The sequence below is a fragment of the Nonomuraea sp. NPDC051941 genome (assembly GCF_044593615.1).
This window is the reverse complement of sequence record NZ_JBIUCF010000044.1, coordinates 41,256-68,231: the sequence shown is the minus strand read 5'-3', so window position 1 is coordinate 68,231 and position 26,976 is coordinate 41,256. Positions and strand designations below refer to the sequence as shown.

The 26,976-nt window shown below is 71.5% G+C and carries 23 protein-coding genes; 14 read left to right on the top strand and 9 right to left on the bottom strand.

Annotation, left to right across the window (positions count from 1 at the left end):
• Positions 1-7: 7 nt before the first annotated feature.
• The 3 genes from ACIHFD_RS50180 to ACIHFD_RS50170 all read right to left on the bottom strand — a co-directional run bounded on the left by ACIHFD_RS50180 (position 8) and on the right by ACIHFD_RS50170 (position 5,896).
• Positions 8-1,267 (bottom strand): serine hydrolase domain-containing protein, encoded by a 1,260-nt coding sequence (locus ACIHFD_RS50180; protein ID WP_397372944.1) that lies wholly within the window; start codon positions 1,265-1,267, stop codon positions 8-10.
• A gap of 101 nt (positions 1,268-1,368) precedes the next feature.
• On the bottom strand, positions 1,369-1,494 hold the full coding sequence (locus tag ACIHFD_RS50175) for a hypothetical protein (protein ID WP_397372943.1): 126 nt from the start codon (positions 1,492-1,494) through the stop codon (positions 1,369-1,371).
• Positions 1,495-1,594: 100 nt separating this feature from the next.
• A complete protein-coding gene (locus tag ACIHFD_RS50170) occupies positions 1,595-5,896 on the bottom strand; it encodes an HAD-IC family P-type ATPase (RefSeq protein WP_397372942.1) in 4,302 nt (1,433 codons plus the stop codon).
• A gap of 42 nt (positions 5,897-5,938) precedes the next feature.
• Between ACIHFD_RS50170 and ACIHFD_RS50165 the strand changes: the two genes are divergently transcribed.
• Both ACIHFD_RS50165 and ACIHFD_RS50160 read left to right on the top strand, forming a co-directional pair.
• The gene (locus ACIHFD_RS50165; protein WP_397372941.1) at positions 5,939-6,598 is read left to right on the top strand and encodes a hypothetical protein; all 660 of its coding nucleotides are present in this window, start codon (positions 5,939-5,941) and stop codon (positions 6,596-6,598) included.
• Between the two features lie 50 nt (positions 6,599-6,648).
• Positions 6,649-6,879 (top strand): hypothetical protein, encoded by a 231-nt coding sequence (locus ACIHFD_RS50160; protein ID WP_397372940.1) that lies wholly within the window; start codon positions 6,649-6,651, stop codon positions 6,877-6,879.
• Between the two features lie 113 nt (positions 6,880-6,992).
• Here ACIHFD_RS50160 and ACIHFD_RS50155 read toward each other — a convergent pair whose 3' ends face one another.
• On the bottom strand, positions 6,993-7,637 hold the full coding sequence (locus ACIHFD_RS50155; protein WP_397372939.1) for a TetR/AcrR family transcriptional regulator: 645 nt from the start codon (positions 7,635-7,637) through the stop codon (positions 6,993-6,995).
• Between the two features lie 59 nt (positions 7,638-7,696).
• On the opposite strand from ACIHFD_RS50155, the gene ACIHFD_RS50150 reads away from it, so the two are divergent.
• A complete protein-coding gene (locus ACIHFD_RS50150; RefSeq protein ID WP_397372938.1) occupies positions 7,697-9,103 on the top strand; it encodes an MFS transporter in 1,407 nt (468 codons plus the stop codon).
• A 28-nt stretch (positions 9,104-9,131) separates the two neighbouring features.
• Here ACIHFD_RS50150 and ACIHFD_RS50145 read toward each other — a convergent pair whose 3' ends face one another.
• Positions 9,132-9,599, bottom strand: a complete 468-nt coding sequence (locus ACIHFD_RS50145) for a PPOX class F420-dependent oxidoreductase (RefSeq protein WP_350726078.1) — start codon at positions 9,597-9,599, stop codon at positions 9,132-9,134.
• 142 nt (positions 9,600-9,741) lie between these two features.
• Here ACIHFD_RS50145 and asnB point away from each other — a divergent pair, with 142 nt between their 5' ends.
• Positions 9,742-11,586 carry an asparagine synthase (glutamine-hydrolyzing) gene (asnB, locus tag ACIHFD_RS50140; RefSeq protein WP_397372937.1) on the top strand — a complete coding sequence of 615 codons (1,845 nt, stop codon included), beginning with the start codon at positions 9,742-9,744 and terminating at the stop codon, positions 11,584-11,586.
• Positions 11,587-11,667: 81 nt separating this feature from the next.
• On the opposite strand, the gene ACIHFD_RS50135 is transcribed toward asnB, so the two are convergent.
• Entirely contained in the window at positions 11,668-12,225 is a 558-nt protein-coding gene (locus ACIHFD_RS50135; RefSeq protein WP_397372936.1) for a hypothetical protein, read from the bottom strand.
• 49 nt (positions 12,226-12,274) lie between these two features.
• On the opposite strand from ACIHFD_RS50135, the gene ACIHFD_RS50130 reads away from it, so the two are divergent.
• From ACIHFD_RS50130 to ACIHFD_RS50105, 6 genes are all read left to right on the top strand, one after another.
• Complete coding sequence (locus ACIHFD_RS50130) at positions 12,275-12,577, top strand: hypothetical protein (protein WP_397372935.1); 303 nt, start codon at positions 12,275-12,277, stop codon at positions 12,575-12,577.
• 166 nt (positions 12,578-12,743) lie between these two features.
• Positions 12,744-13,448 carry a ThuA domain-containing protein gene (locus ACIHFD_RS50125; protein WP_397372934.1) on the top strand — a complete coding sequence of 235 codons (705 nt, stop codon included), beginning with the start codon at positions 12,744-12,746 and terminating at the stop codon, positions 13,446-13,448.
• On the top strand, positions 13,433-14,509 hold the full coding sequence (locus tag ACIHFD_RS50120) for a Gfo/Idh/MocA family protein (RefSeq protein ID WP_397372933.1): 1,077 nt from the start codon (positions 13,433-13,435) through the stop codon (positions 14,507-14,509). The genes ACIHFD_RS50125 and ACIHFD_RS50120 overlap by 16 nt, the downstream gene beginning before the upstream one ends.
• Positions 14,510-14,544: 35 nt before the next feature.
• Positions 14,545-15,915, top strand: coding sequence for a cytochrome ubiquinol oxidase subunit I (locus ACIHFD_RS50115; RefSeq protein WP_397372932.1), 1,371 nt, complete (start codon positions 14,545-14,547; stop codon positions 15,913-15,915).
• Between the two features lie 45 nt (positions 15,916-15,960).
• Positions 15,961-16,944, top strand: coding sequence for a cytochrome d ubiquinol oxidase subunit II (gene cydB, locus ACIHFD_RS50110; protein ID WP_364261541.1), 984 nt, complete (start codon positions 15,961-15,963; stop codon positions 16,942-16,944).
• Between the two features lie 92 nt (positions 16,945-17,036).
• Complete coding sequence (locus ACIHFD_RS50105) at positions 17,037-17,618, top strand: TIGR03086 family metal-binding protein (protein ID WP_350726063.1); 582 nt, start codon at positions 17,037-17,039, stop codon at positions 17,616-17,618.
• Positions 17,619-17,632: 14 nt separating this feature from the next.
• Here the strand turns inward: ACIHFD_RS50105 and ACIHFD_RS50100 are convergent, their stop codons facing one another.
• Positions 17,633-18,832 (bottom strand): FAD-dependent monooxygenase, encoded by a 1,200-nt coding sequence (locus ACIHFD_RS50100; protein WP_397372931.1) that lies wholly within the window; start codon positions 18,830-18,832, stop codon positions 17,633-17,635.
• 108 nt (positions 18,833-18,940) lie between these two features.
• Entirely contained in the window at positions 18,941-19,447 is a 507-nt protein-coding gene (locus ACIHFD_RS50095; protein ID WP_397372930.1) for a GNAT family N-acetyltransferase, read from the bottom strand.
• A 237-nt stretch (positions 19,448-19,684) separates the two neighbouring features.
• On the opposite strand from ACIHFD_RS50095, the gene ACIHFD_RS50090 reads away from it, so the two are divergent.
• On the top strand, positions 19,685-21,481 hold the full coding sequence (locus tag ACIHFD_RS50090) for a DJ-1/PfpI family protein (RefSeq protein WP_397372929.1): 1,797 nt from the start codon (positions 19,685-19,687) through the stop codon (positions 21,479-21,481).
• Between the two features lie 38 nt (positions 21,482-21,519).
• Here the strand turns inward: ACIHFD_RS50090 and ACIHFD_RS50085 are convergent, their stop codons facing one another.
• On the bottom strand, positions 21,520-23,970 hold the full coding sequence (locus ACIHFD_RS50085) for a hypothetical protein (protein ID WP_397372928.1): 2,451 nt from the start codon (positions 23,968-23,970) through the stop codon (positions 21,520-21,522).
• 258 nt (positions 23,971-24,228) lie between these two features.
• On the opposite strand from ACIHFD_RS50085, the gene ACIHFD_RS50080 reads away from it, so the two are divergent.
• The 3 genes from ACIHFD_RS50080 (at position 24,229) to ACIHFD_RS50070 (ending at position 26,930) form a co-directional block, all read left to right on the top strand.
• Positions 24,229-25,056 carry a lysostaphin resistance A-like protein gene (locus ACIHFD_RS50080; RefSeq protein WP_397372927.1) on the top strand — a complete coding sequence of 276 codons (828 nt, stop codon included), beginning with the start codon at positions 24,229-24,231 and terminating at the stop codon, positions 25,054-25,056.
• A 75-nt stretch (positions 25,057-25,131) separates the two neighbouring features.
• On the top strand, positions 25,132-26,247 hold the full coding sequence (locus ACIHFD_RS50075; protein WP_397372926.1) for a sensor histidine kinase: 1,116 nt from the start codon (positions 25,132-25,134) through the stop codon (positions 26,245-26,247).
• Positions 26,244-26,930, top strand: a complete 687-nt coding sequence (locus tag ACIHFD_RS50070; protein ID WP_397372925.1) for a response regulator — start codon at positions 26,244-26,246, stop codon at positions 26,928-26,930. Before ACIHFD_RS50075 ends, ACIHFD_RS50070 begins: the two co-directional genes overlap by 4 nt.
• The last annotated feature ends 46 nt before the right edge of the window (positions 26,931-26,976 follow it).

The window sequence follows — 26,976 nt, the reverse complement described above, 5'->3', positions numbered from 1 at the left end:
CGGGGCTTCAGGCGATGGCCTGGTAGGCGGTGGTCCAGAAGTCCTTGTGGAGGCGGGGCGTGTGGACGGAGTCCATCGCGCTCTGGGTCAGCAGGATGCCGACCAGGTCCTCGGCCGGGTCGGCGTACCCGGTGGTGCCGAGGCCGCCGTCCCAGCCGAACTGGCCCGGCGAGGCCAGATCGCGGCGGTGGGTGCGGACCGCCAGGCCGAACCCGTACCCGCCGTGCCGGCCGAAGTGGTCGCCGAACGCGTCCTTCTCGACCTTCTGTCCCGGCGTCAGGTGGTCCGTCGTCATCAGCTCGACCGAGGCCCGCGACAGGACGCGCGCGCCGCCGAAGGCGCCCTTGTCCAGGAGCATGCGGAAGAAGGCGTGGTAGTCGTCGACGGTCGAGACCAGCCCGTCGCCGCCGGCCTGGAAGAGCGGCGGGCGGCTGTACTTGCCGCCGGCGGCCTCGTCCCAGACGACCGGTTCGCCGTTCTCGGGGTTGTGCGCGTAGCTGGTGGGCAGGCGGTGGATCCGGTCGGCGGGCACGTGGAAGCCGGTGTCCTTCATGCCGAGCGGCCCGAACAGCCGCTCGCGCAGGAACTCCTCCAGCGGCTGCCCGCTCACCCTGGCCACGAGCACGCCGAGCACGTCGGAGCCGACGTGGTACTGCCACAGCTCGCCCGGCTGGCGCATCAGCGGCAGCGTGCCGAGCCGGCGGATCCACTCGTCCGGCCCGAAGTCCGGCGAGGTGGTGTCCAGGCCGAGCTCGCGGATCGCGGTCTGGATCGGGTACGTGTCCGGCGCGGCCAGCACCACCCCGAACCCGAAGGTGAACGTCAGCAGGTCGCGCACGGTGATCGGCCGGGCCGCGGGGACCGTGTCGTCCAGCGGCGCGTCGATGCTCCTGAGCACCTGGCGGTCGGCCAGCTCGGGCAGCCACTCGTCGACCGGGTCGTCCAGCCGCAGCCGGCACTCCTCGACCAGGATCATCACCGCGGCGGCCGTGATCGGCTTGCTCAACGACGCCATCCGGAAGAGCGTGTCACGCCGCATCGGCTCGGTGCCGCCCGCGTGCAGGGTCCCCAGGGCCTCGACGTGCGTCTCGTCGCCCCTGCCGACCAGCGCGACCAGCCCGGGTACGCTCCCGGACCCGACATGTCCGGCCAGCACGTGCCGCATCCGGTCCAGCCCCGCCTGTGACAGGCCGGGCCGCTCGTGCACGTCCCACCGGCCCTTGGTGTCCCAGGTGCCCTTCATGTCCCAACTGGTGCTCATGGACATCGTCATCTCCCCGCGCTGCGTACGGCGTTCCCTCTTGCGAACACTGTACTCATAAGGAACGGTGTGCGCAACGAGGAAACGCCGGACGGCGCGCGGGGTGGTCAGGCGATCCGGAGGCCCGCCGGGCTGAGGATCGACGTGGCGAGGCTCTGGACGAACCGAGCGAGCAGTGCCTCGAGGAGCATCATCGCGGCCTTGGCGAGCAGGGAGGCCAGGAATTCGGACAACTCTCTACCTCTTCATTGAAACTACGCTTCAAGTCACATTGGGGTAGAAAGATGTATATACGGTGAGAAACCGGATGTCCATAGGGTGAACTCCAGATGACTATCCCTGGGCGTTCGACCGTTCGATCATGGTGGTCACCCAGGCCGTGGCCCCGGCGCATCCGAGCGCGATCCCCCACGCCAGCGGCCCCACCGGCTGGCAGCCGAAGAGCTGGCTCAGACCGGGCACGGAGACGATCACGCCCAGCGCCGCCAGGGACGACACCGAGGCGAGCACCACCGTGCGATCCCCGCCGCCCAGCGCCAGCGTCTGCAGCAGCTGCGCCGCCACCAGGCCGATGAGCCCCACCGTATCGGCCCGGCCCCGGGTGCCGGTCATCCGGGCAAGCACCCAGGCCGCGCCCGCCGCCACGGCCGTGGTGATGGCGCGCAGGTAGATGTCCCTGGTCAGCGCGGCGCCCAGCGACGCCTCCGGGCCCTCGGCCAGGAGCTTCTCCGGGCTCGCGGCGCTCGGCGGCCGGATGGCCACCGCCATCGCGGGCAACATGTCGGTGAGCAGGTTGACCAGCAGGAGCTGGCGGGCGTTGAGCGCGCTGCGCCCGGTGAGCAGGCTGGAGCCGAGGGTGAAGGCGATCTCCCCGACGTTGCCGCCGAGCAGGATGCCCAGCGCGTCGCGCACGGAGGTCCACATCGCCCGGCCCTCGACGATCGCGTCGATGATCGTCTCGATGCGGTCGTCCACCACGACGATGTCGGCGGCGGCCCTGGTGGCCGGCGCGGCGCGCGACCCGAGGGCCACGCCCACGTCGGCGAGCCGGATCGCGGGCACGTCGTTGGCGCCGTCGCCGGTCACGGCCACGACCTTGCCGGCCTTGCGCCAGCAGGTGACGATCCGGGCCTTGTGCTCGGGCGTCACCCGGGCGAACACCGCCACCTTCGGCAGCTCCTCGGCCAGCGCCTCGTCGTCCAGCTGCTCCAGCTCCGGGCCGGTCATCACGCGCAGGCCGTTCAGGGCGCCGATCTCCGCGGCGATGGCCTCCGCCGTGCTGGGGTGGTCGCCGGTGAGCATGGCGACCCGCACGCCGGCCCGCATCAGGTCCTCCACGCTGCGCTTCGCCGTCGGGCGCACCGGGTCCGCCAGGCCCAGGAACCCGAGGAAACACAGGTTCTCGATGCGCGACTCGTCGAGGTCGGCGCGGCTCGAGGCGGGGCGCTCGGCGACGGCGAGCACGCGGTAGCCGCGCAGGGCCAGCCGGTCCACCTCCTCCTCCAGCTGCCGCCTCATCCGATCGTCCAGCGGTACGGTCTCCCCGTCGACGACGATGCTCGTGGAGCTGGTGAGCACGATCTCGGGAGCGCCCTTGACGCTCAGCAGCTGTCCCGCCTCCGACCGGCCGAGGACGGCGTGGTAGCCGCGGGCCGGCTCGAAGGGCAGCTCGTCCACGCGGTGCCACGTACGCAGGCCGTACCTCGGGGTGACGCCGAGCTTGCCGGCGCCCTCCACGATCGCGCGGTCCGTGGGGTGCGGGATGGCCCGCCCGCCCTCGAACCTGGGCCCCGCGCGCAGCGCCGCGCCCACGATGGCCCGCAGCTCCGGCGTGGCCTCCTCCACCGACTGCTCGGCCCGGCCGTCCGACACCCGCCGCAGGCTGATGTGGCCTTCGGTGAGCGTTCCCGTCTTGTCGAAGCAGAGCACGTCCACGCGGCCCAGCGCCTCGATCGTGGACGGGTTGCGCACCAGCGTGTTGTGCGCCGACAGCCGCTTGGCCGAGGCCAGCTCGGCCGCGGTGGCGACGAACGGCAGCCCTTCGGGGACCGCCGCCACCATCATGCTCACCGCCGGGGCGAGCGCCTGCGACAGCGGCGAGCCGCGTACCAGCTCGACGACCATCAGGAGCAGGCCGGAACCGAGAGCCGCCGGGAGGATCCGGCGGCTCAGCGCGCGCAGGCGCAGCTCGACCCCGCTCGGCGGCGGGCCCTCCTGGCTGAGCCTGGCCGTCCTGCCCGCCTCGGTGGCCGCTCCGGTCGCCACGACCACGGCGTACCCGTGGCCCGCCGCGACGGTCGTGCCCTCGTAGACCATCGAGGTGCGGTCCGCGACGGCGGGCGCCGCGGTCGGCGTGTCCGTCTTGGAGACGAGCTGCGACTCGCCGGTGAGGGTGGACTCGTCGATCTCCAGCCCGGCCGCCTGGATGAGCCGCCCGTCCGCCGGTACGGCGTCGCCGGCACGCAGCTCGATCACGTCCCCGGGCGCCAGGTCGTCGGCGAAGCCCGCCACGGCGCCCGTGGGCCGGCGGATCCGTACCCGGATGGCGGTGGTCTCGGTGAGGCGGTGCAGCGCCCGCGCGACGTTGCGCCGCTGCGCGCCGCCGAGGACGGCGTCCACCACCATCACGCCGCAGATGAGCACGGCGTCCAGCGCGGAGCCGAGCCCGGCCGACACGCCCGCGCCCGCTGCGAGGACCGGGCTCAGCGGGTTGGCCAGCTCGTGCAGGGTCGCGCTGAGCATGGATTCGGGGCCGGCCGCAGCGGGCCGCGCCGGGCCCGTCCTGCGGCGTGCGGCCTCCGCCTCGCTCAGCCCCTCGGGCGAGGTGGCGAGCCGGGCCAGGACGTCGCGGGCCGCCATGGCGTGCCAGGGCGTGTGGTCGGCGAGGATCGGCGCGGGCCTGCTCCCGGCGCTGCGCCCCATCCACTCACCGACCGTGAGGGTGGCGAGCGCGGCGCAGTCGCGTGCCAGGTTGGCGCGTCCGACGGCGAGCGTGGCGGGGCCGAGGAGCGCCAGGCCGGTGCCGACGACCGAGCCGGCGGCCGCCACGAGGACCCCGCGGACGCTCGCCTTCCTGGCCGACGACAGGCACTGCAGCAGCAGGTGCACGCCTTCGAGCCCGCCCATCACGTCGGCGTCCCAGGGGACGCGCCGCGCCCCTTCGAGCACCCCGATGCCCAGGTCGGCCTGGCGCAGCCCGCTGCGCCCCCGCTGCGAGACGACGGCCACGGCGTGGCCCTCCGACTGCAGCGCCCGCACGGACGCGCCCAGCCGCGGCCCGTTCTGGACCACGCGGTCCATGCGCAGCCGCTTGGCGAGGGCGGGATCCCCGCCGGCCAGGACCATGTCGCAGGTGCCCCGCGCCGCCGCGACCAGGGCCTCGGCGAGCGGATGCAGCTCGGGGACCAGCTGGACGAGGGCGATCGGGGTCCCGTCGCGTTTGACCATGACGGTGGTACGGTCCTGCGCCCCATGGGGCTCGGCGCTCCACCCGTCGCGCTCGCGCCGGGCCGAAGGGTCGGCCAGGTCGATCAGCGCGTAGAGCCGGGTGTACAGATCGTCGCCGTCCACGTCGGGGCCGAGCGAGGTCACGTCGTCGATCGCCCACGCGCCCGTGGTGAGCAGGGCGGCGTCGAGGACCACGGTGTCGATGCGATCCATGCGGACGAGGACGTCACGGTTGAGCACGATCGTGTCGCGTCCGGCGAGGCCGCGCGCGACGGCGCTGGCGAAGGCCTCCCTGCCGAGGTTCGCGGCCTTGGGGATGCCGGCGATCAGCACGGACAGGCCCCGCTCGCGGTCGCTGCTGAGCACCGTGGTCAGGCCGAGCCCCGCCAGCGACACCGCGCTGGCGGCGTCGGCGTACCGCTCCACGGGCCCGCGGGGCAGCCGGCCCGGGCGCGGCGGCGAGGCGGCCCTGGTGTGGCGGTAGGCCCCCGTCACGGTCGCGAACTGCTCCTCGCGCTGTTCCCACGCCTTGAGCCCGGCACGCGAGTCGACGTACCGGCCGGCCGCGGCGACCGAGTCGATCAGCAGGGACATGGGCCGCATGGCCAGCGTGTGGGCGACGACCCGGGTCATCGCGATCATCGCGTCCGCGCCGGGCTTGCCGATGCGCTCCTCCAGCTCCCTGCGTACCAGGGGGGTGTGCTCGGCCAGCGAGAGGAGGCCGGGCACCGCCGCGGACAGCCGTGGGACACGGGCCAGCCGGCCGGCCAGGGCGAGCCCGGTGCCGGCCAGGTGCAGGCCGAGGCTGACCACGGAGCGGTCCTGCTGCTCCACGCCGTCCCGGGCGGGGGCTGGGGAGCCGTCCCCGGCCCCGTCCTCGGCATCGGCCTCGTCGAGCTCCTCCACGACGGCCACGAGCTTGTCCATGTCGTCCGTCGTGACGTCGCAGGCCACGAAGACGCAGCCGAGCGCCCCGTTCACCTCGGCGCGCGGCACTCCAACCGCTTTGAGGCGGTCTTCCAGCTCGCGGGCGCGCCGCTCGGTGCGCGGGCCGCCGATGGTGCGCAGCTCGATACGAGCTCCGCCCGGGCACGGCTGAACCCGGCGGGAGCGCGGGAGGACGCTCCGCACCGGCTCCGGGAACATGTTCAGCAGCGTGCCAGCGTTGAGCAGGCCGAACAACGCCATGTGGTCTCCCGTCTACGGCGTCGTGGTCACCTGCTCGGTGCGGTGCTCTTTCGCCTGCTTGTCGAGCTCGAAGTCGAGGTGGTCTACCTGGTGGTGGTGCCGGAGGTCCCGGTCGCCTTGCGCGTGGTGCTTCTCGTGGTGCGGGTGCTCTTGGCGGCGGTGCCTCTGGTGGTGCTCTTGGTGGTGCCGGTCGCGCCGCTGGTCGTGGCCGCCCTGCGCCGCGTGGTGGTGCCGGTCGTGCCGCCGGCCGTGGTGGCCCTGCGCCTTGTGGTGGTGCCGGTCGTCGTGGCCGGCTTGGCGGCGGTGCTCCTGGTCGTGCTCCGGGTGGTGCCGCCGGTGGCGGCGGTCGTGCCGCCGGTCGTGGCGGCCCTGCGCCTCGTGGTCGTGCCGGCGGTCGTGGTCCCGGCCGTGCCACCGGTCGTGGCGGCCCTGCGCCTCGTCGTGGTGCCGGTCGTCGTGGTCCCGGCAGTGCCGCGCCGGGTGGCGGTCGTGGCGCGCTTGGTCGTCCCGGTCGTGGCCCGCCTGCTCGGGGTCGTGGTCTCCCGGGCCGCGGGCTCCCTGGTCGGTGTGGTGGTCGCGCGCTGCCTCCCGAACGCGGCCCGCGGCAGACCCCGCCGGGCGAGGATCGTCCCGGCGCCGATGGCGGCCGCGACGGGCCATTCGAGCACCCCGACCGCGGCGAGCGCGCCGAGCGCGCCGTAATAGGCCATGCGTTCGGGCGGAGGGAGGAACGTCCGGGCGACGTCGACGTAGTGACCGAGCTCCTGCTTGCTGACACGTGGGATCGGGATGTTCGGCATCTGCATCCGTGGCATGCGTGGCATCTCGATGTGTGGCATTTCTATGTGTGGCATCCGCATTTCGGGCTGCCGGACCTGGATGCCGAGCATCGGCAGGTCCAGGCTGAACCGCTTGGTGCCATTCCCGTCGGGTCCGGCGGTCGTGCGCCCTCGCGGCTGGGTGACGGCCATGATCCCTCCTAGCAGGACGCGAATTCCTTATATGTCCCTATCCACGGCACGGGTCCTCTAATTCCAGACGAGAGAGATTTGGGGATTTTTGCTGTCCTTTATCTGTTCCTTGGCTAAAGCCCAGGTCAGGACGAGGATGATCGAGCTCCCGCGAATCCCTCGACGACGCGGCGGACCTTGCCCACGGCCTCGTGGTCGCCCAGGCGCAGCGCGGTGTTCGCCGCCATGAGCACCGCGTCGATCTGGAAGGCCGCGAGCTCGGCGTCCAGGTCGGCGATCTCGCCGGCGGCCACGGCGCCGCGCAGCTCGCCGGCGATGATCGCGAGCCAGTCGCGGTGGTGGCCGACGAGCGCGTCGCGCACCGGCCCCGGCCGGCTGTCGAAGTCGGGGAGGTTCGCCGCCCAGAAGCAGCCGCCCGCGAACAGGGGAGTCTCGGCGTAGGAGATCCAGCGCTCGGTGAGCGCGCGCAGCCGGGCCACGCCGTGCGGCACGTCCGAAACCGGCCGGATGACGGCGTCGCGGAACGCCTCGCGCGCCGAGGCGACGGTGGCGAGCTGCAGCTTCTCCTTCGTTCCGAAGAGCGTGGCGACCCCGCTCTTGCTGAGCCCGAGGTCGGTGGCCAGCCGGCCGATGCTGAGCCCGTTGAGCCCTTCCAGCGACGCGACGTCCACGGCGTGGCGCGTGATCGTCTGCCTGGCCCGCGCGCCGCGCAGCAGGCGCTGGTCGGAGATCCCGGCCGTCGCGGGGGCGGGTTGCTCTAGCTCGCTCATGAGCCCTCATCATGTCACTTGCTATTAAGTACGAACGATCGTACGTTTTCTTCGTGACTATGACAACAACGCCTCGCACCGTGGCCGCCGCGCCATGGGGCGCCGTGTCGATCGTGCTGGTCGGCGCGTTCATGGCGCTTCTGGACTCGTACATCGTCATCGTCGCGGGACCGGCGATCCAGGCCGACCTGGGCGCCTCCGGCGGCGAGCTGCAGTGGATCCTGGTCGGCTACCAGCTCACCTACGCGGTGTTCCTCGTCACCGGTGGCCGGCTCGGCGACCTGTACGGCCGCAAGCGGACCTTCGTCGCCGGCATGGCCCTGTTCACGCTGGCGTCCGTCGCGTGCGCGCTCGCCCCGGCCGCGCTCGCGCTCATCGCGGCCCGTCTCGTGCAGGGCCTGGGGGCCGCGCTGATGCTCCCGCAGGTCTACGCGGTCATCACCGTGCTGGTCCCGGAGCAGGGCAGGCACCGCGCGTACGGGGTGCTCGGAGCCGTCATGGGGCTCGCCACCGTCGGCGGCCAGCTCGTCGGCGGCCTGCTGATCGGAGCCGACCTGCTCGGCTCCGGCTGGCGCCCCGTGTTCTGGATCAACGTCCCGATCGGCCTCGTCGCGATCCTGCTCGCGGCCAGGCTCCTGCCGGAGTCGCGGGCGCCGCTCGCGCGCCGGCTCGACCTGCCGGGGGTCGTCGTGCTCAGCGTCGCGCTGTTCCTCCTGGCCTTCCCGCTCATCCAGGGCCGGCAGGCGGGATGGCCCTGGTGGACCTGGGCCTGCCTGGCCGCGGCCGTTCCCGCTTTCGCCTTCTTCGTCCTCGTCGAGCGCAGGACCGCCACTCCGCTGGTGCGGATCTCCCTGTTCCGCGCGCGGTCGTTCGCCGTCGGCATCCCTCTCGTCCTGACGATCTACGCGCTGCTCTCGTCGTACTACCTCGTGCTGTCGATCTCCCTGCAGGACGGGCTCGGCATGCCGGCCCTCGGGGCGGGGCTGGTCTATGCCCCGGCCGCCCTCACCTTCTTCGTCTTCAGCATGGTCGCCGGCCGGCTCGTGCCCAGGTACGGCCGTCGCGTCCTGGAGTTCGGGGCCGTCGTGCTCGCCATCGGGTACGCGGTCACGGCGGCCGTGCTGATCGGCGGCCTGCCGTTCACGCCGGCGGTCGTCATCCCGACGCTCATGCTGCAGAGCGTCGGGGGAGGGCTGCTCATCACGCCGTCGCTCAACGCGGTGCTGGCCCGGACGGACCCCGCGGACGTGGGCATGGCCTCCGGCGTGCTGTCCACCGCCCAGCAGGTCGGCAACGCGCTCGGCGTCGCGCTCATCGGAGTCGTGTTCTTCCACGCCTTCGATCCCGCCACCGGAGACCGGGCCGCCGCGGCGGCCCACGGTCTGGGGATGTCCTCGGTGTTCACCTTCGCCGTCGCGAGCGTGGCGGCGGTCCTGGTGTACCTGCTGCCCGCCAGGAAGGACTAACAGGCGTGCCGTCGGAGAACGCCGGGCGTCACTCCGATATCAGGCGGGCGGGGAAGCCGCCGGTCGCGATGGGGCCCCAGCGGTCGATGTGGACGCGGATCAGCGACTTGTCCTGGCGCCGCATGGCGGCCCGGTACTCGTCCCAGTCGGGGTGCTCGCCGGCGATGCACCGGTAGTACTCGACCAGGGCTTCGAGGGCGTCGGGCATGTCCAGCACCTCCGCGTGCCCGTCGACCTGGACGTACGGGCCGTTCCAGTCGTCGGACAGCACGCAGATGGACACCCGCTCGTCGCGGCGGGCGTTGCGGGCCTTGACCCGGTCGGGATAGGTGGAGACCACGATCCGGCCGTCCTCGTCGACCCCGCAGCTGACGGGTGAGAGCTGCGGCCGGCCGTCCTTGCGGGTGGTCGAGAGCAGGCCGTGGTGCCTCGGGCGGAGGAACTCCAGCAGCTCGGGCAGGTCGACGTGGCGTGCGGTGGCGATGTTCGGAGCCATCTCATGTGCCTTTCGGTCATACGAAATCGCTTCGATCCTTTCATCCGGAGCGGCGGCCGCCGGGCCGGAGGCGTTCCCCGGCGTGATAAGCCGCCCGGGCGGGGCATCAGGGGGGCGTCGGGGAAATCGGGAGGAGTCGGGCATGTGCGGCATCTGCGGCTGGGTTGACTTCGAGCGGGACCTGATGGGCGAGAGGGCCACCGCGCAGGCCATGACGGACACGATGGCCTGCCGCGGTCCCGACGACCAAGGGCTCTGGATGGCGCCGCACGCCGCCATCGGCCACCGGAGGCTGGCCATCATCGACCTCCCCGGCGGCCGGCAGCCCATGGTCGCCGACGAGGACGGGCGGGAGCCGGCCGTCCTCACGTACAGCGGAGAGGTGTACAACTACCGCGAGCTGCGCGCGGAGCTGGCCGCCCGCGGGCACCGCTTCCGCACCCAGAGCGACACCGAGGTCGTCCTGCGCGCCTACGTCGAGTGGGGCGAGGACCTGGCCGACCGCCTGAACGGCATGTACGCCTTCGCCGTCTGGGACGCCGAGCGCGAGGAACTGCTGCTGGTCCGCGACCGCATGGGGATCAAGCCGCTGTACTACTACCCGACCGCCCACGGCGTGCTGTTCGGCTCGGAGCCCAAGGCGATCCTCGCCAACCCGCTCGCCCACCGGGTGATCGACGCCGACGGGCTCCGCGAGCTGGTGGCGTACGTCAAGACGCCGGAGCACGGGATCTTCAAAGGCATGTACGAGGTGCGCCCCGGCCAGCTCATCCGGGTGAGCCGCGACGGGTGCAGCAAGCGCCGCTACTGGCAGCTGGAGTCCCACGAGCACCAGGACGACGTCGACTCCACCGTCAAGACGGTGCGCGATCTGCTGGAGGACATCGTCCACCGCCAGCTCATCAGCGACGTGCCGCTGTGTGCGCTGCTGTCGGGCGGCCTCGACTCCAGCACGATCACCGCGCTCGCCGCCAAGGGCCTGGCGGAACAGGATCTGGGGAGCGTCCGCTCGTTCGCCGTGGACTTCGCCGGCTACACCGAGCACTTCAAGCCCGACGCGACCCGTTCGACGCCCGACGCGCCGTACGTCCACGAGGTGGCCGAGCACATCGCCGCCGAGCACACCGACATCGTGCTCGACTCGCGGGAGCTGATGAACCCGGCCGTGCGGGCCGCCGTGCTGCGCGCCCGCGACCTGCCGATCGGCATCGGCGACATGGACAGCTCGCTCTACCTGCTGTTCGAGGCGATCAGGGGACACTCCACGGTGGCGCTGTCCGGGGAGTCGGCCGACGAGGTGTTCGGCGGCTACCGGTGGTTCCACGACCCCGCGGCGGTGGCGGCCGACACCTTCCCGTGGTTCATCGGCGGCCTCACCGACCGCCTGGGGGTGGAGCAGCTGTTCAAGGAGGACCTGGAGCGCACGCTCGACGTCACCGGCTACCAGGACACGAGCTACCGCCAGGCCATGGCCGAGGTGCCCGAGCTGCCCGGCGAGACGGGGCACGAGCGGCGCATGCGCGAGATCAGCTATCTGCACCTCACCCGGTTCGTGCAGATCCTGCTCGACCGCAAGGACCGGATGAGCATGGCCGTCGGGCTGGAGGTCCGGGTGCCGTTCTGCGACCACCGGCTGGTGGAGTACGTCTTCAACGCCCCCTGGGCGATGAAGACCTTCGACGGGCGGGAGAAGAGCCTGCTGCGCGCGGCCGCCGCGGACCTGCTGCCGGAGTCGGTGCTCCAGCGCGTCAAGAGTCCTTACCCGGCCACCCAGGACCCCGCCTACGAACAGGCCCTGCGCGAGGAGGTCCGCGCCCTGCTCGAGCGTGACACGCCCTGCGCCCAGCTGCTCGACCTGGACAAGGCGCGTGCGCTCGTCGAACGCCCCGTGGGCGACTCCAGCTCCCTTGCGGCCCGCGCCTCGCTGGAGCGGCTGCTGCAGCTCGACGCGTGGCTCAGGGAGTACCGGGTCCATCTCGCGCTCTGACCGCCGGCCGAGATGCGGCACGCCGTTCGACGCCCGAGTGAGAGGGGAGCCGCTCGGGACGAAGACGGCGCTACCTGCCGATCAGGAGGTCGGCGTGGGCGTCGGGGTCGGGGTCTCGGAGACAGATGACGTCGGATCGGGGGTCGGGGTCTCGGTGGGTGTTTCCGTCGGAGTGTCGGTCGGTGTCTCGGTCGGCGTAGTGGTCGGCGTCGGGCACGCGGTCGGGGTCTGCCACGCAGGCGTGCCTGGCCACCACTGCCATGCCTGCTTCCAGCCCTTGTACGACCAGATCCGCTTGGTGGGCCGCGACAGGTCGTAGACGGTGGCGGCTGTGGCTGTGGCTGTGGCTGTGGACGTGGCTGTGGCTGTGGCTGTGGACGTGGCCGTGGCTGTGGGCGTGGACGTCTGGTCGGCACCGATCGCGGTCACCGACACCCAGTCGTCCTGCTTGACCGCGCTGTTGCCGCGCCGTCCTGCGATGGTGTGCGTGTTGTCGTCGATCGCGTACGTGCGCTCGAAGCCGTCCTGGCTGCGCACGGTGATCGAGTCCTCCGCGACGGCGGTCGCCTGCCCGGTCTGGGCGAACAGGGTCACGGTGCCGCAGCCGTCCTTCGTCGCCACCGCGAACTCGCCGTGCATGGTTCCGACGAATGCCGACGGGTTGATCGGCGCTATGTCAGGAGGTTCCGTGGTGGGCGTATCCGTGGGTGTTTCGGTCGGCGGGTCGGTCGGTGTTTCGGTCGGTGTCGTGGTCGGTGTCTCCGTGGGCGTCTCGCTGATCGTCGGCGTGGGGGTCGGCGTGCCCGTCGGCGTCGTTCCCGACGCCGCCGAGGCGACTCCGATCCCGCCCGTCGTCGCCAGCACGACGGCGGCGGCGACGATCAGCGGTCGTGGGACACGCCTGCGCGGCCCGTCCGTTTCGAATGACAGTTCCTCGTGTGGTTGGTCAGTCGGTGGCACCTTGTCCTCCACATCGGGTTTGTCCGATTAGAACCCCCACGGACTAAGCCACGTGTAAGCCGGCGCCGGGGGATCCGCCCGCACAGCGCTGCCCGCATCCGTCGCCTTCATGCGCCAGATGGTGGACACCTCTTCAGATAGTTAGGTGTGAAATGCGAATATCAGAGTCGTTTGTCCCTTAAGTGATAGGCGGGAGCATGGCAGACGAACACGGCAGGAAGGCGCTGGTGGTGCGCGGCGGCTGGGAGGGTCACGCCCCGGTCGAGGCCACCGAGCTCTTCGTGCCCTTCCTCGAGAAGCAGGGGTTCGAGGTGCATCGGGCGGAGTCTCCTGCGCCGTACGCGGACTCCGCGTTCATGTCCGGCATCGACCTCATCGTGCAGTGCTACACGATGGGCACGATCGAGAGGGAGGAGCTGAGCGGGCTGGAGGCCGCGATCCGCGCGGGCACCGGGATGGCCGGCTGGCACGGCGGCATCGCCGACTCCTACCGCAACTCCTCCGACTACCTGCATCTCATCGGCGGGCAGTTCGCCTGCCATCCCGGCAAGGACCCGGCCGAGCGGGAAGGCACGCAGGCCGACAACTTCGTGCCGTACACCGTCAACATGCTGCCCGAGGCGGGCACGCACCCCATCACCGAGGGGATCGCCGACTTCGACCTCGTCACCGAGCAGTACTGGGTCCTGACCGACGACTACATCGACGTGCTGGCGACGACGACACAGCAGGTCCGCCCGTGGGATCCCTGGCACCGGGAGGTCACCTCGCCGGCGATCTGGACCCGCCGGTGGGGGAACGGGAAGATCTTCGTCACCACCCCCGGGCACAGCCTCGACGTCCTGCAGAACGACAGCGTGCGCACCATCATCGAAAGGGGAATGTTGTGGGCCAGCCGGTGAACGTCGGCGTCGTGGGGTGCGGGGCGATCTCGGCCCAGTACTTCCAGACCATCGACCGGTTGCCGCAGCTGCGGCTGGTGGCCGTGGCCGATCTGGATCTCGACCGGGCCCGGGAGGCGGTGCGCCCCTATGAGGGGGTCGACGTGCTGAGCGTGGCGGAGCTGCTGGCGGACCCGCGCGTGGACGTCGTGCTCAACCTCACCATCCCCGCCGCCCACGCCGAGGTCGCGCTGCAGGCCATAGCGGCCGGCAAGGACGTCTACGGCGAGAAGCCCCTTGCCGCGACGGCCGCGGACGCCACGCGCGTGCTGGAGGCGGCCGCAGCCGCTCAGGTACGCGTGGGGTGCGCGCCCGACACGGTGCTGGGCACGGGTACGCAGACCGCGCGCAAGGCGATCGACGACGGCCTGATCGGCAGGCCGATCGCGGCGACCGCGACGATGATGACGCCCGGTCACGAACGCTGGCATCCGAACCCCGACTTCTACTACGTCCCCGGCGGCGGCCCGCTCCTGGACATGGGGCCGTACTACATCACCAGCCTGGTGACGCTGCTCGGGCCGGTGGCGCGCGTCATCGGCGCGGCCAGCCGTACGCGTGCCAAGCGCACCATCGGCTCGGGGCCCCGCCAGGGCGAGGAGATCCCGGTCACGGTCGACACCCACGTCACCGGGGTGCTGGTGCACGCCTCGGGCGCGCTGTCCACGCTGGTGATGAGCTTCGACGGGGCGGCGACCAAGGCGCCCAACATCGAGGTGCACGGTGAGCAGGGCTCGCTCGTCGTACCCGACCCGAACCGTTTCGACGGCCAGGTCCTGATCTCGGGCAAGGACGGCTGGCAGGAGCTTCCGGAGTCGGCCGGCTACGTCGGGGCCGGGCGCGGCGTGGGGCTGCTCGACTTCGCGGCGGACCAGGAGCTCCGCGCGGGCGGCTCGCTGGCCTTCCACGTGCTCGACGTCATGGAGTCGCTGCTGGCCGCGGCGGACTCGGGTACGGCGGTGACCATCACGAGCACCTGCGAACGTCCTCGTCCCGTGGCCCTCCATTCGAGCGTGTCGTAACCGGGAGCGCTCGATCGGGCACTTACCGTTAGAACATGGACACCGTGGATCTCGCGCGCTGGCAGTTCGGGATCGTCACGGTGTACCACTTCCTGTTCGTGCCGCTCACGATCGGGCTGTCGGTGCTGGTGGCGATCCTGAACACGGCCTGGGTGCGCACCGGCAACCCGGCCTACCTGCGCGCCACCAAGTTCTGGGGCACGCTCTTCCTGATCAACTTCGCCATGGGCGTGGTGACGGGGATCGTGCAGGAGTTCCAGTTCGGGATGAACTGGAGCTCCTACTCCAGGTTTGTCGGTGACGTCTTCGGCGCCCCGCTCGCGCTGGAGGCGTTGCTGGCGTTCTTCCTGGAGTCGACGTTCCTGGGGCTGTGGATGTTCGGCTGGGACCGGCTGCCCAAACTGGTGCATCTCGCGTGCATCTGGACGGTCGCGATCGGCAGCATGGTGTCCGCCTACTTCATCCTGGCCGCCAACTCGTTCATGCAGTGGCCGGTGGGCTTCACCGTTGACCGGCGGGCGGAGCTGGCCGACTTCGGGGCCGTGCTGACCAACAAGGTCCTGCTGGCCACCTTCCCGCACACCATCCTGGGCTGCTGGCTGGCCGGCGGGGTGATCCTCATGGCCGTCTCCGCCTGGCACCTGGCCAGGAAGCGGGACGCCGACGTCTTCCGCCCGTCCCTCCGGCTCGGCGCGGTCGCGGTGCTGGTGGGCGCCGTCGGCACCCTCGGGTCCGGCGACGTCCTCGGCAAGATCATGACGCAGACGCAGCCGATGAAGATGGCCGCCGCCGAGGCGCTCTACGAAACCCGGCAGCCGGCGCCGTTCTCCCTGTTCACCATCGGGACGCTCGACGGCACGAGGCCGATCTTCGCGCTGGAGATCCCGGGCCTGCTGTCCCAACTGGCCACCGGCTCGTTCGACGGCAAGGTGCACGGCGTCAACGACCTCCAGCGGGAGTACCAGCGCAGGTTCGGCCCGGGGGACTACCGCCCCTACATCCCGCTCGCCTACTGGTCCTTCCGGCTGATGATCGGCTTCGGCATGCTCGCGGGGCTGGTGGCGCTCGTCCTGCTCTGGCTGACCCGCGGCGGACGCGTACGCGGCAGGGGCTGGATCTGGCGGGCCGCCGTGTGGTCCGTCGTGCTGCCCTTCCTCGCGCACAGCTTCGGCTGGATCTTCACCGAGACGGCCAGGCAGCCGTGGATCGTCTTCACCCAGATGAAGACCGTTCACGGCGTCTCGCCCAGCGTCGGGGTGGGCACCGTGCTCACCTCGCTGATCGTCTTCACCCTCCTGTACGGCGTGCTGGCCGTGGTGGAGGCCGGTCTCATGATCAAGTACGGCCGGATGGCCCCGCCGTCCGGCGACAGCACCGAGCCAGGCGAGCCGTCGCCCGCCTACTAGTCGCCCGCCTACCAGTCGCCCGCCTACCAGGGGAGAGATCGCGGCATGGAGCTCACCGACGTCTGGTTCGTGGCGATCGCCGTGCTCTGGCTCGGCTATTTCGTCCTGGAGGGGTTCGACTTCGGCGTCGGCATGCTGCTGCCCGTCGTCGCCAGGAACGACGCGGAACGCCACGCGATGATCGAGACGATCGGCCCTGTCTGGGACGGCAACGAGGTGTGGCTGATCACCGCGGGAGCGGCCACGTTCGCCGCCTTCCCCGAGTGGTACGCCTCGCTGTTCAGCGCGTTCTACCTGCCGCTGCTGGTGATCCTGGTGGCGCTGATCGTGCGCGGGGTGGCCTTCGAGTACCGGGGCAAACGCGACTCCCTGATCTGGCGGCGGCGGTGGGACGCCGGCATCGTGGCGGGCTCGTTCGTGCCCGCGCTGCTGTGGGGCGTCGCCTTCGCGAACATCGTGCGGGGCCTGCGGCTCGACTCCCGCCACGAGTACGTGGGCACGGTGGCGGACCTGCTCAACCCGTACGCGCTGTTCGGCGGGCTGACGACGCTGGCGCTGTTCGCCACGCACGGGGCCGTGTTCCTGGCGCTGAAGAGCACGGGGGAGATCAGCCGGCGCGCGGTCGCGGTGGCGGTGCGGACGGGCGTCGTCGCGGCGGTGCTCGCGGTGGTCTTCCTGGCCTGGACGCAGCTCCAGGGCGGGAGCCCCGCCACGGTCGTCCTGGCGGTCCTGGCCGTCGTCGCCTTCGCGTCCTCGCTGGTCGCCGTGGGCCGGGGCCGCCAGGGCTGGGCGTTCCTGCTGTCGGCGGTCGCCATCGGCCTGACCGTGATCAGCCTGTTCACGGTCCTCTATCCCGACGTCCTGCCCTCGACGATCAACCCGGCCTACAGCCTGACCGCCCGCAACGCGGCCGCGACCCCGAAGACGCTCGGCCTCATGACCTGGGTCGCGGTGATCTTCCTGCCTCTGGTGCTGCTGTACCAGGGCTGGACGTACTGGGTCTTCCGCCACCGGATCGGCGTCGGCTGACATACATCACCTGGCGGCGACCTGCGCTTGATCATCGCACGCGGCCTCGCCACGGATATCATCATCGGAGCCGGGGAGGAGAAGGAGCCCTCATGAGCGAGATCGCCGACCGCTATCGGACCCGAGCCGACATCTTCGCGGCCAAGATCGCCGCAGTCGCTCCCGGCCAGTGGTCCCACCCGTCCCCCTGCGCGGAATGGACCGCCAGAGACGTCGTCGGCCACATCGTCGACATGCACGCCGCGATGCTCAGCCCGCTCGGCAGGTCGCTCAGCCCCGCGCCGCCCGTCGAGGAAGACCCGGCCGCCGCCTTCGCCTCCGCGCGTGCGGACGTCGAGCCGCTGCTCACCGACCCGGCCGCCGCCGCGCGGGAGATCGACACCCCCGGCGGGCGCATGTCCGTCGAGCGGCACATCGACCAGGTCGTCAGCGCCGACATGGTGCTCCACGGCTGGGACCTCGCCCGCGCGACCGGCCAGGACGACACGATCGACCCGGCCGAGATCGAGGAGATGTGGCCCGCCGTCCAGCGGATCCCCGAGGAGATGCGCATCCCCGGCGCCTTCGGCCCGGGCGTCGTCGTCTTCGGCCCCGAGGTCGCGGTGCCCGGCGACGCTCCGCTCCAGCATCGCGTCCTCGGTCTGCTCGGCCGCGACCCCCACTGGTCCGCCTGACCAGAGCCCCGCGATCACCTCGCGGGCGCGTCCGGGGTGCGCGTGACCTTCGAGCCGAGCCAGGACACGAGCCCGGTCAGCGACTCGGCCGTCTGACTGATCACGTAGAACAGCTTCGGCGGCACGTGCGGGAGCAGCGCGGAGTGCCGGTGGCCGAGCAGCGTGAACATCTGCCCCGGCGGCAGGTCGATGTAGCGCGGCAGGTTCTCGTACCACTGGGCGCTGCGGTGGGCACTCTTCTGGGTGCCCTGGATCGCGGTTTTGCGGTCGCGCTCGTAGCGGGCGAGGGCGGCCGGCAGCGTCGCCTCCTCGTACAGCGCGTTGACCAGGCCGGCGGCGTCCCCGAGGGCGAGGGCGGTGCCCGCGCCGATGGAGTAGTGCGTGGTGTGCGCGGCGTCTCCGAGCAGGACGACGTTGTCGCGGTGCCACGTGCGGCAGGTCAGGGTGCGGAAGTTCAGCCAGTGCGAGCTGCCGTCGGGGTGTGCCCGGCCGATCAGCGGGTGCCCGTCCAGGATCTCGGAGAAGAGCTTCTCCAGGAGGGCCAGGCTGTCGGCCTCGTCGGCCTCGTGGAACCCGAGCCCGCGCCAGGTCGCGGGGGAGCACTCGACGACGCAGGTGCTGTGCGTCCGGCTGAATCCGTAGCCGTAGCACCAGATCCAGCCGTGCGGGGTCTCCGTGAAGGCGAAGGTGAAGTCCTTGAAGATCCGGGTGGTGCCGAGCCAGGTGTAGAAGTTGTTCCCGACCGCGAACTCGGGGCCGAAGTGGTCGGCGTGGCGCCGGCGCAGCGTGCTCTTGACGCCGTCGCCGGCGACGATGAGCTCGGCCTCGGGTAGCTCGTGCTCGCCGGTGATCTCGCGCTCGAACTCGACGCGTACGCCGAGCGCGCGGGCCCGCTCGACGAGGATGTCGAGCAGCAGGTGCCGGCCGATGCCGTAGCCCTCGTCCCCGTGATCCACCCTCACCGTCGCGCGGTCGCGGATGTGCGCGACCCAGCTGTCCCAGTGGACCGAGTTCGCGCGGATGGCGCTCGCGGACGCGGGATCGGCGGCGAGCAGGTAGCCGAGCAGCTCGTCCCAGTAGGTCACGCCCCAGCCGTACGTCGATCCGGCCGGGTTTCGCTCGTAGACGGTGATGTCGTGGGACGGGTCCACCCGCTTCATCAGGATGGAGAAGTACAGATTGGCGGGTCCGCCACCGACGCAGGCGACCTTCACAAGAGCCCCCGAATTGCCCAAGGTAACCTATTTGTCACTAAGGGTAACAGGATTCGGTCAGTTGCCTGGGGGCGGGGGCGTTCCGGAGAACAGGACGAGCGCGTCCGCTCAGAGGATCAGCTCGTACTCGATCTGCTCGATCGGGTTGCCGTCGCCGAAGTCGTGGTCGCGGACCTCGCCGGACTCCGTGAAGCCGCTCTTGGCGTAGAAACGGCGTGACTGGGGCGTGCCACGCAGCGTCCACAGATGGATCCGCCCGAAGCCCTCCTCGCGGATCCTGTCCAGGGACGCGGTCATCAGGGCACCCGCGATGCCGGTGCCCCAGCCGTCGGGGTGGCCGTAGAAGCCGAAGATCTCCGCCGACTCCGGGTGCGCCGGCGAGGTGCCGAAGTAGGAGAACGCCAGCGGTCGTCCGTCCAGCGAGGCCAGCAGGATGATGTCCTTGCCCTCGGCGAGCACGCCGTGCCATTTGCCGCGCCGGTGGCTCACCGCCTCGTCGAAGAACTCCGTAGGGAAGAACCCGGCATAGGCGGCCTTCCATGACTCGGCGTGGATCTCGCCCACCGCGTCCCCGTCGCTGGGAGATGCCGGGAACACGTTGATTGCTCCGTTCATGGGAAAACGCTATCGCCGCGTGCGGCCCTGCGGATGGCGTCGATGAGCCCGCGCCACGTCGGGGCGGTGCTGGTCGGCAGCAGAACCCCTGATGAGCAAGGCCGAAAGCGACACGATGCCCGGCTATTCGGACAAGCCGGCCGGTCACCGCTTGCCCGGCTTCCGGCCGCCGGGCTGAACTGGCACCGGTCAAGCAGGGGCGCACAACCCCCATCGACGACGTTCAGGAGCCCGGCAATGACTGTTCACGAGCCACCTACGGGAAAGGCGCGCCTGGCCGGGCGCTTCGTCTGGCACTACGTCGAGATGGTCATCGCGATGAGCCTCGGGATGCTGCTGCTCGGCCTGGTGTGGAGCGCGTTCCTGCCGGGGGACACCCGGTTCGACGTCAGCACGTTGATCATGGCCGCCGACATGACCGTCGGCATGGCGGTCTGGATGCGGGTGCGCCGCCATGGCTGGGCCGCCATCGGAGAGATGAGCCTGGCGATGTTCGCGCCGTTCCCCGTGCTGCTCATCCCGTACTGGTTCGGCGCGTTGCCGGACCACCTGGTGATGTCGATCGGGCACACGCTGATGTTCGTCCTCATGGCCGTGGCCATGCTGTGGCGGCGCGAGGAGTACCTCCACCATCATCACCGCCTGCGCGTCCCGTGGAAGTGGGTCAGAAGGGCGGCCGTGGTGCTGGCCGTGCTGCTGATCCCCGCTTCGGTCTCAGCGGTGAACACCATCGGCAAGTTCGGCGACCTGTACCGGGCGCGCTCGGACGCGGTGTCGGCCCAGCCGGTGGCCAAGGCCCATGATCCGGCCAAGCCCACGGTGGCCTTCCTGGTCGGCGGCAAGGGCTCCAACGTGGCCGACCTGCTCGGCCCGTACGAGGTGCTGGCGGGCACCGGCCGGGTGAACACCTACGTCGTCTCGGCGGGACCCCGGCTGGTGCCCCTGACCGGCGGCCTGGACATCGTGCCGGACCTGACGTTCGACGAGCTGACGCGGCTGATGAGCGAGCGGGACGACAACCTCGACGCCGTGGTGATCCCGGCCCTGCAGCCGCCCGATCCGGCCGAGTCCGCCTCGATCAGGGCCTGGCTGCGGCAGCAGTCGGCCACCGGCGCGCTGACCGTCAGCGTCTGCGCCGGCGCCCGTACGTTCGCCGCGAGCGGGCTGCTGGACGGCAGGCCCGCCACCTCCCACTGGCTGCGGCTGTCCGGGCTGCGGAAGGACTTTCCCGACGTCAAGTGGACGGGCGGCACGCGGTACGTCGACGACGGGAACGTGATCACCACCGGCGGCGTGCTGTCGGGGGTGGACGGCGGTCTCCGGATCATCGAACGGCTGCTCGACGCGGACACCGCGCGTGCGGCGGCGCAGCGGGTCCACTGGCGCCACTACCTGCCCGGCAGGGCCGCGCAGATCCCCGAATCCGCTCTGGAGCCGTCGGACGTGGTCGTCGCGCTCAACGCCTCCTACCAGACCGGGCCGACGACCATCGGCGTCCAGCTCACCGAGGGTGTCGGGGAGCTGGAGCTCGCCTCCGCGTTCGTCTCCTACACCGAGGAGTCCATGGTCGGGCGCACCGTCGCGGTCGGCGACGGCGTGATCCACTCCAAGCACGGGCTGACGTTCGTCCCGCGTTCGACGGTCGCGGCGGCCGACCTCGACCGCCTCCTCGTGCCGGGGCTGGACGCCGCGAGCCGCCGCGCGGCGGCCACCACGGGGCCGCGGCCCGAGTACCTCCACGTCAACCCGGAGTTCGCGTTCGACCCGGTGCTGCGCGACCTCGCCCGCACCTACGACGTGCAGACCGCCCGGTTCACCGCCAAGACGCTGGAGTACCCGGTGCTCGACGTCAAGCTGACCGGCAGCGCCTGGCCGTGGTCCGCCACCCTCGTCCCCGTGCTGCTCGCCCTGCTGGGCGGCGCCGCCGCCGTCGCGACCGGCATGGTGTCCCGCCGGATCCGCGCCCGGCGCCCGGAACCGTCCGACGCGCCGGCCCCCGAGGAGCCGCCGGTGACGACGGCTCCCGAGCGCTGACCCCCTCCGCGTGGTATCGGTTCAGGCCGAAATCAGCCTCATGGCCGGGCGAGTCGGAACAGGCGTTCGTTGATCTTGTAGTAGAGGTTGCCGAAGCGGTCGGCCGTCAGTCCTTCCATCCCCGCTTCCGTCCGCAGCACGGTCACCGCCTTGGTCGACTTGTCGATCGAGAAGATCTGGTCGCCGGCCGTGCCGTACACGCGGGCCGGGTCCTGGGGCACGGTCAGCAGCACCCCGTCGCGCCAGGCCACGCTGGGCTTGGCCGTGTAGTCGGGGTCGGCGAACAGCCGTTTGACGGTGATCGCCTCGGGCCGCGCCGGATCGAGGGTGAACAGCGAGCCGCCCGCCAGCCCCCACAGCTCGCCGTCCACCGCCGCCAGAGCCGTGACGGCCTTGGGCGCCGTCAGCGGGAGCGGATGCGTGCGCACCGTGCCGGTGGCGGGGTCGTAGGAGAACAACGTGGCCGACGCCCCCGGGGCGTAGACGGGGTCGACGCCCAGGGCGCCGCGCGTGGAGGTGCCGCCGAACACCTTGCCGCCCGCGTACGCCAGCGAGACGACGGCCTGGTCGGGCACCACGCACAGGGTCCGCCCGGCCGTGCCCTGCTTCCAGACGGTGAGGGCGCCGCTGCGCTTGCCGTACTTCGGCACCGTGCCCATGTAGACGGTGCCGTCCGGCCCGCCGGCCAGCGCGTACGGCCGGTCCTGCGGGGGCGGGCCCTTGCCCGGCTCGCAGTCGTCGGCCTTGTCGCCCGCCGCGCCGCCCGTGTACCTGAGCGTGGGCGGCCACGGGCCTCCGGGCTGGTAGCTGTAGATCCGGGCCGAGGGATAGACGCCGATGTAGAGCAGGCCGTCGTGGGCCAGCAGGCTGTCGGTCTGGTTGAGCCCGTTGAGGGTGGGCCGGTCCGGCTGGTTGTCGTCGCCGTCGCCCCGCAGCGGGTCGTAGACGCCGGTGCCGCCGGTCAGGTAGCCGCCGGTGTAGACGCGGCCGTCGGGTCCCGCGCGGAGCGCGTTGATCGCGGCGGGCAGGACGGGGGTGCCGGTCACGAGGTTGCTGCTCCAGCGCCCGCCGGCGGGCTCGTACTTGAAGATCCTGGTGCCGTCCGTGGCCGCGCCGAGGCCGACCAGGGTGCTGCCCGACCAGGTGTAGCCGGTGACGTCGAGTCCTGGCCGCACGGAGGTCGCCTGCACGGTCCGGGCGGCGATGTCGTACGAGTGCAGCAGGCCGTCCTTGACGAACCAGACCAGGCCGTCGCGGGCCGGGGAGTGGTGCAGGTCGACGTCGGTGATCGCGGCGTCGGTGGCGGCCGTGTACGAGCCGTCGGCGTCGCGGACGACGCGCAGGACGAGCAGGGTGCGGTCGATCCAGGCGAACAGCCTGTCGCCCGTCCAGGTGAGGCCGCCCACCATCGAGTTGTGGGCGTAGGCGGCCGGAAGGAGGCTGTCCACCCGGCCGGTGACGTTGTCGTACCTGATCAGGGCCGCGTTCGTGCCGGTGCCGAGGTAGGTGGCGTTCGCGGCCGGGTCGTGGGCGAGGCTGCGCACGTACTGGGCGCCGGCCACAATGGGGACGCTGCCGATCGTGGTGAAGGCGCCGTTGTCGTACTTGAAGTAGCGGCCGTCGTTGTAGGTGCCGCCGTACACCTTCCCGCCCGCTCCCGGCTCCAGGTCCCAGATGAAGGAGTAGCCGCCCTCCGCCCGGCCGAGGTCGGTGATCGTGGACTGGCCGGGGACGTGCCGGTAGAGCTTGGAGTTGGGGTAGGTGCCGAGGTAGACGCTGCCGTCGGTGGCGGTGGCCGCCGCCCAGCCGCCGACGGTGGGCGTGGCCGCGCTGTCGGGGATGGTGAGCTTCTGGGTCACCTTCTCGGTGGCCACGTCGATCACGGCCAGTTGCGGGTTGGCCTCCGCGGTGCCGGTGTAGACGGCGTACGCGCTGCCGCCCGCGAACGTGGTGGCGTTGGGCACGCTGCTGTCGATCTGCACGCCCAGGTCGGTCACGTCCTTGGTGATCAGCACCTCGTCCCAGTAGGCGGTGCCCACGTCGGCCACGCCCGAGTAGATGAGGGCCGAGACGGTGGCCGTGCCGGCGGGCGCGACGCCCGAGGCCGTGACGCGGTTCCAGCGCCTGCCCGTCGCCGGGGCGTTGCCGCCGCCGGCCAGCAGGTTGCCGGAGGCGTCACGGAAGCGCAGATACAGGTACGCGGTGCCGCTGTCGGCCCACACCTGGGCCTGCAAGGTGTAGCGGGTGCCCGCGGTGGCGGGCAGGCCCGGCATGCTCTCCCTGCCGTAGGCGGCGGCCGGGTCGGTGTCGGTGACGCGCGCCGTGGTGCGCCCGTCCCAGGACACGGCCTCGACGCCGCCCGCGGTGTGCGAGCCGCTCCAGCCGGCCAGCCCTTCGTCGAAGCCGTCGTTGGCGATCCGCAGGTCGGCCGCGAACGCGGGCGCTCCTGGCGGCGCTGCGAGCAGTGCCGCCAGGAGCACCGCCGCCACCGCTCCGCGCGTGAGCCGGGGCCACCTTAAGCGCCCCTCCATGGGAATCCGCACGGCACCACCTCCGGGGTCGTGTTCGTTTACGCTCAATTCCGGTCCTGACCGTAACCTTATGGGCGGGGCTCGTCAATGGCGCCGGCCATCCCCCGTGAGAGCTACCTGAATCGTCCGCTCATTGGTGATTCGCCGGACACCATCGCGCTCATACCGTCTTCGCCGGGGCCGCCGATCGCGCGGCCGATGTCAACGGAGGTCACCATGAGCACGCCAGCCACAGTCCCCGGCGACGGCCGGATACGCAGGATCGCCCGCTTCCCCCTCACCTGGATGCTGATCGGGCTGCTCGGCCTCATCGTGGTGTCGGCGCTGACCGGGGGCGGAGCGCCGGTGCTCGCCGTGGTGGGCGCGGTCGCCGCGGTGGTCGTCTACCGGGCGGTCATGCGCTTCGTCGCGGGGCGGCCCACTCCGGAGATCGCCAGAGACGGGGCCGGACGGGAGGCGCTGTCCGGTGCCGGGATCGGCCTGGGGTTCGTGCTCGGCTCCGTGCTCCTGATCACGGTGGCCGGCGGCTATTCGTTCTCGTGGTCGTCGGGGAACGTCCTGCCGGTCGTGTTCACGGCGGTCGGCGCGGCGGTCACCGAGGAGCTGATGTTCCGCGGCCTGGCGTTGCAGGCCCTGGAGGCGCTGTGGGGCAGCCGGGTGGCGCTGGCGATCACCGCGTTGCTGTTCGGCGGCATGCACCTGGCCAACCCGGGAGCCAGCCTCTGGAGCTCGCTGGCGATCGCCGTCGAGGCCGGCGTCCTGCTCGGTGCCGCGTACCTCTGGCGGCGCAGCATCTGGTTCGTCGTGGGACTCCACTTCGCCTGGAACGCCACCGAGGGTCTGCTGGGAATCCCGGTCTCCGGCCACGTGTCGCCCGGTCTGCTGACCGCCGAGGTCTCGGGTCCGGCGGTGCTGACCGGGGGCGAGTTCGGGCTGGAGGCGTCGATCGTGCCCGTCCTGATGAGCCTGCTGCTCGCCGTACCGATGCTCGTCCTCGCGCACCGGCGCGGCGGATTGCTCCCTGCGCGGCGTGGGGGTCGTTAGGCTTGCCCGGTGTTCGCGAACGCCGCCCGTTCCGCCCGCTTATGGTCAGACCGGTGGCGAGCTTGCCGCCTGTCCGTGAAGGACACCGCGCTCGCGGCGGCGCTCATGCTGCTGGCGTCCGTGCCGACGATGTCCGTCATCGGGGCGCAGCTCGGCGACCTGCCCAAGCGCCCGCTGGACGCGCTGGCCGTGGCGCTGACCGTGGCCCAGTCCGCGCCGCTGGTGGTACGCAGCCGATGGCCCGCGGGCTGTCTCGCGATCATCGGCGCCGCCTTCGCTGTTCATCAGGCGCTGAGCTACCCGCAGACGTTCGCCAGCATCGGGCTCTATCTGTCCCTGTACGCCGCCGGCGCCTACCAGGTCCGGTTCCGCCGCGGCCTCGTCGCGGTGTCGACCGTGGGCTATGTCCTGCTGGTCGTCGTGCTGCACGGCCTGGGGTCGCCCAACGGAGTCCCGGCGTTCCTCGCGTTCTATCTGACGTTGGCGGTGATCTGGATGGCAGGTGCCGGGATGCGCCGGTGGCGGGCTGACGAGGCCGAGCGACGGCGCCTGAGCGCGGAGGTGGCCGCGGCGGCCGAACGGGCGCGCATCGCCCGCGAGCTGCACGACGTGGTCACCCATCATGTGACCGCCATGGTCGTCCAGGCCGACGCGGCGCAGTTCCTGGTCGGCAGCGCGCCGGAGCGCGCCGGGGCCGGGCTCGCCGCCATCAGCGACACCGGCCGGCGGGCGCTGACGGAGCTGCGCTACCTGCTCGGCGTGCTGGAGGCAACTGGCGATTCGGCGGTCGCGGGCCGCGCGCCGGCCCTGGGCAAGATCGGCGACCTGGTCGAACAGGCCCGGCTGGCCGGCCAGCCCGTCGAACTGACCGAACGCGGCGACCAGCGGCCGCAGTCCGTCGACGTGGAGCTGGCCGCGTACCGGGTCGTGCAGGAGACGCTCACCAACGCGATCAAATACGCGACGGGGCGGCCCACCGCGGTCACGGTCCACCACCACGACGACCACCTCGAGATCGAGGTGATCACCGACGGGCCCGCCGACGCCGCCCCAGTCGTGCCGTCGGGCGGGCGAGGTCTGGACGGGCTGCGGGAACGCGTACGCATGCTCGACGGCGAACTGGCGGCCGGGCCCCGCCCCGGCGGCGGGTTCGGCGTCCGAACCCTCATCCCGTACAGGAGCAGTCCATGACCGACACGCCGATCCGGGTGCTCATCTGCGAGGACCAGGCACTGGTGCGCGCCGGCTACATCACCATCTTCTCCGTCCAGCCGGACATGGAGGTCGTCGGGGAGGCCGCGGACGGCCGCGCGGCCGTCGAGGCCGCCCGGCTGCTGCGCCCGGACGTCATCGTGATGGACATCCGGATGCCCATCGTGGACGGCATCGAGGCCACCCGGCGGCTGGCCGGCCCCGGCACGGAGGCCCCGGCGAAAGTGCTGGTCGTCACCACCTTCAACGTCGACGAGCACGTCTACGAAGCGCTCAAGGCCGGCGCCAGCGGCTTCCTGCTCAAGGACGCGCCACCGGCGGAGCTGGTCAACGGCGTGCGGACCATCGCCCGTGGCGACTCCCTCCTGGCGCCCGCCGTCACCCGCACGCTCATCGGCCACTTCGCCGAACGGCTCCGCCCCGGCGACCCGTCCCGCCCGGCCAGGGACGAGATCGTGCGCACGCTGACCCCCCGCGAACTCGAGGTCCTCGAACAGATCGCGGGCGGCCTGTCGAACGCGGAGATCGCCGAGAAGCTGTTCATCACCGCCGAGACCGTGAAGACCTACGTGTCCCGGATCCTGGCCAAACTCGAGCTGCGCGACCGCGTGCAGGCCGTCGTCCTCGCCTACCGGGTGGGGCTGGTGTCCGGCACGGACTGAGCTGCCACTTTGATTACGCAGGGTTATTTTCGCAGCTAGGACGGGC

Excerpts from the sequence above, each read along its gene's own strand:
- ACIHFD_RS50180 (WP_397372944.1), bottom strand. The coding sequence starts at position 1,267 with ATGTCCATGAGCACCAGTTGGGACATGAAGGGCACCTGGGACACCAAG.
- ACIHFD_RS50170 (WP_397372942.1), bottom strand. The coding sequence starts at position 5,896 with ATGGCGTTGTTCGGCCTGCTCAACGCTGGCACGCTGCTGAACATGTTC.
- ACIHFD_RS50155 (WP_397372939.1), bottom strand. The coding sequence starts at position 7,637 with ATGAGCGAGCTAGAGCAACCCGCCCCCGCGACGGCCGGGATCTCCGAC.
- ACIHFD_RS50150 (WP_397372938.1), top strand. The coding sequence starts at position 7,697 with ATGACAACAACGCCTCGCACCGTGGCCGCCGCGCCATGGGGCGCCGTG.
- ACIHFD_RS50145 (WP_350726078.1), bottom strand. The coding sequence starts at position 9,599 with ATGGCTCCGAACATCGCCACCGCACGCCACGTCGACCTGCCCGAGCTG.
- asnB (WP_397372937.1), top strand. The coding sequence starts at position 9,742 with ATGTGCGGCATCTGCGGCTGGGTTGACTTCGAGCGGGACCTGATGGGC.
- ACIHFD_RS50135 (WP_397372936.1), bottom strand. The coding sequence starts at position 12,225 with ATGCACGGCGAGTTCGCGGTGGCGACGAAGGACGGCTGCGGCACCGTG.
- ACIHFD_RS50125 (WP_397372934.1), top strand. The coding sequence starts at position 12,744 with ATGGCAGACGAACACGGCAGGAAGGCGCTGGTGGTGCGCGGCGGCTGG.
- ACIHFD_RS50115 (WP_397372932.1), top strand. The coding sequence starts at position 14,545 with ATGGACACCGTGGATCTCGCGCGCTGGCAGTTCGGGATCGTCACGGTG.
- cydB (WP_364261541.1), top strand. The coding sequence starts at position 15,961 with ATGGAGCTCACCGACGTCTGGTTCGTGGCGATCGCCGTGCTCTGGCTC.
- ACIHFD_RS50105 (WP_350726063.1), top strand. The coding sequence starts at position 17,037 with ATGAGCGAGATCGCCGACCGCTATCGGACCCGAGCCGACATCTTCGCG.
- ACIHFD_RS50095 (WP_397372930.1), bottom strand. The coding sequence starts at position 19,447 with ATGAACGGAGCAATCAACGTGTTCCCGGCATCTCCCAGCGACGGGGAC.
- ACIHFD_RS50090 (WP_397372929.1), top strand. The coding sequence starts at position 19,685 with ATGACTGTTCACGAGCCACCTACGGGAAAGGCGCGCCTGGCCGGGCGC.
- ACIHFD_RS50080 (WP_397372927.1), top strand. The coding sequence starts at position 24,229 with ATGAGCACGCCAGCCACAGTCCCCGGCGACGGCCGGATACGCAGGATC.
- ACIHFD_RS50070 (WP_397372925.1), top strand. The coding sequence starts at position 26,244 with ATGACCGACACGCCGATCCGGGTGCTCATCTGCGAGGACCAGGCACTG.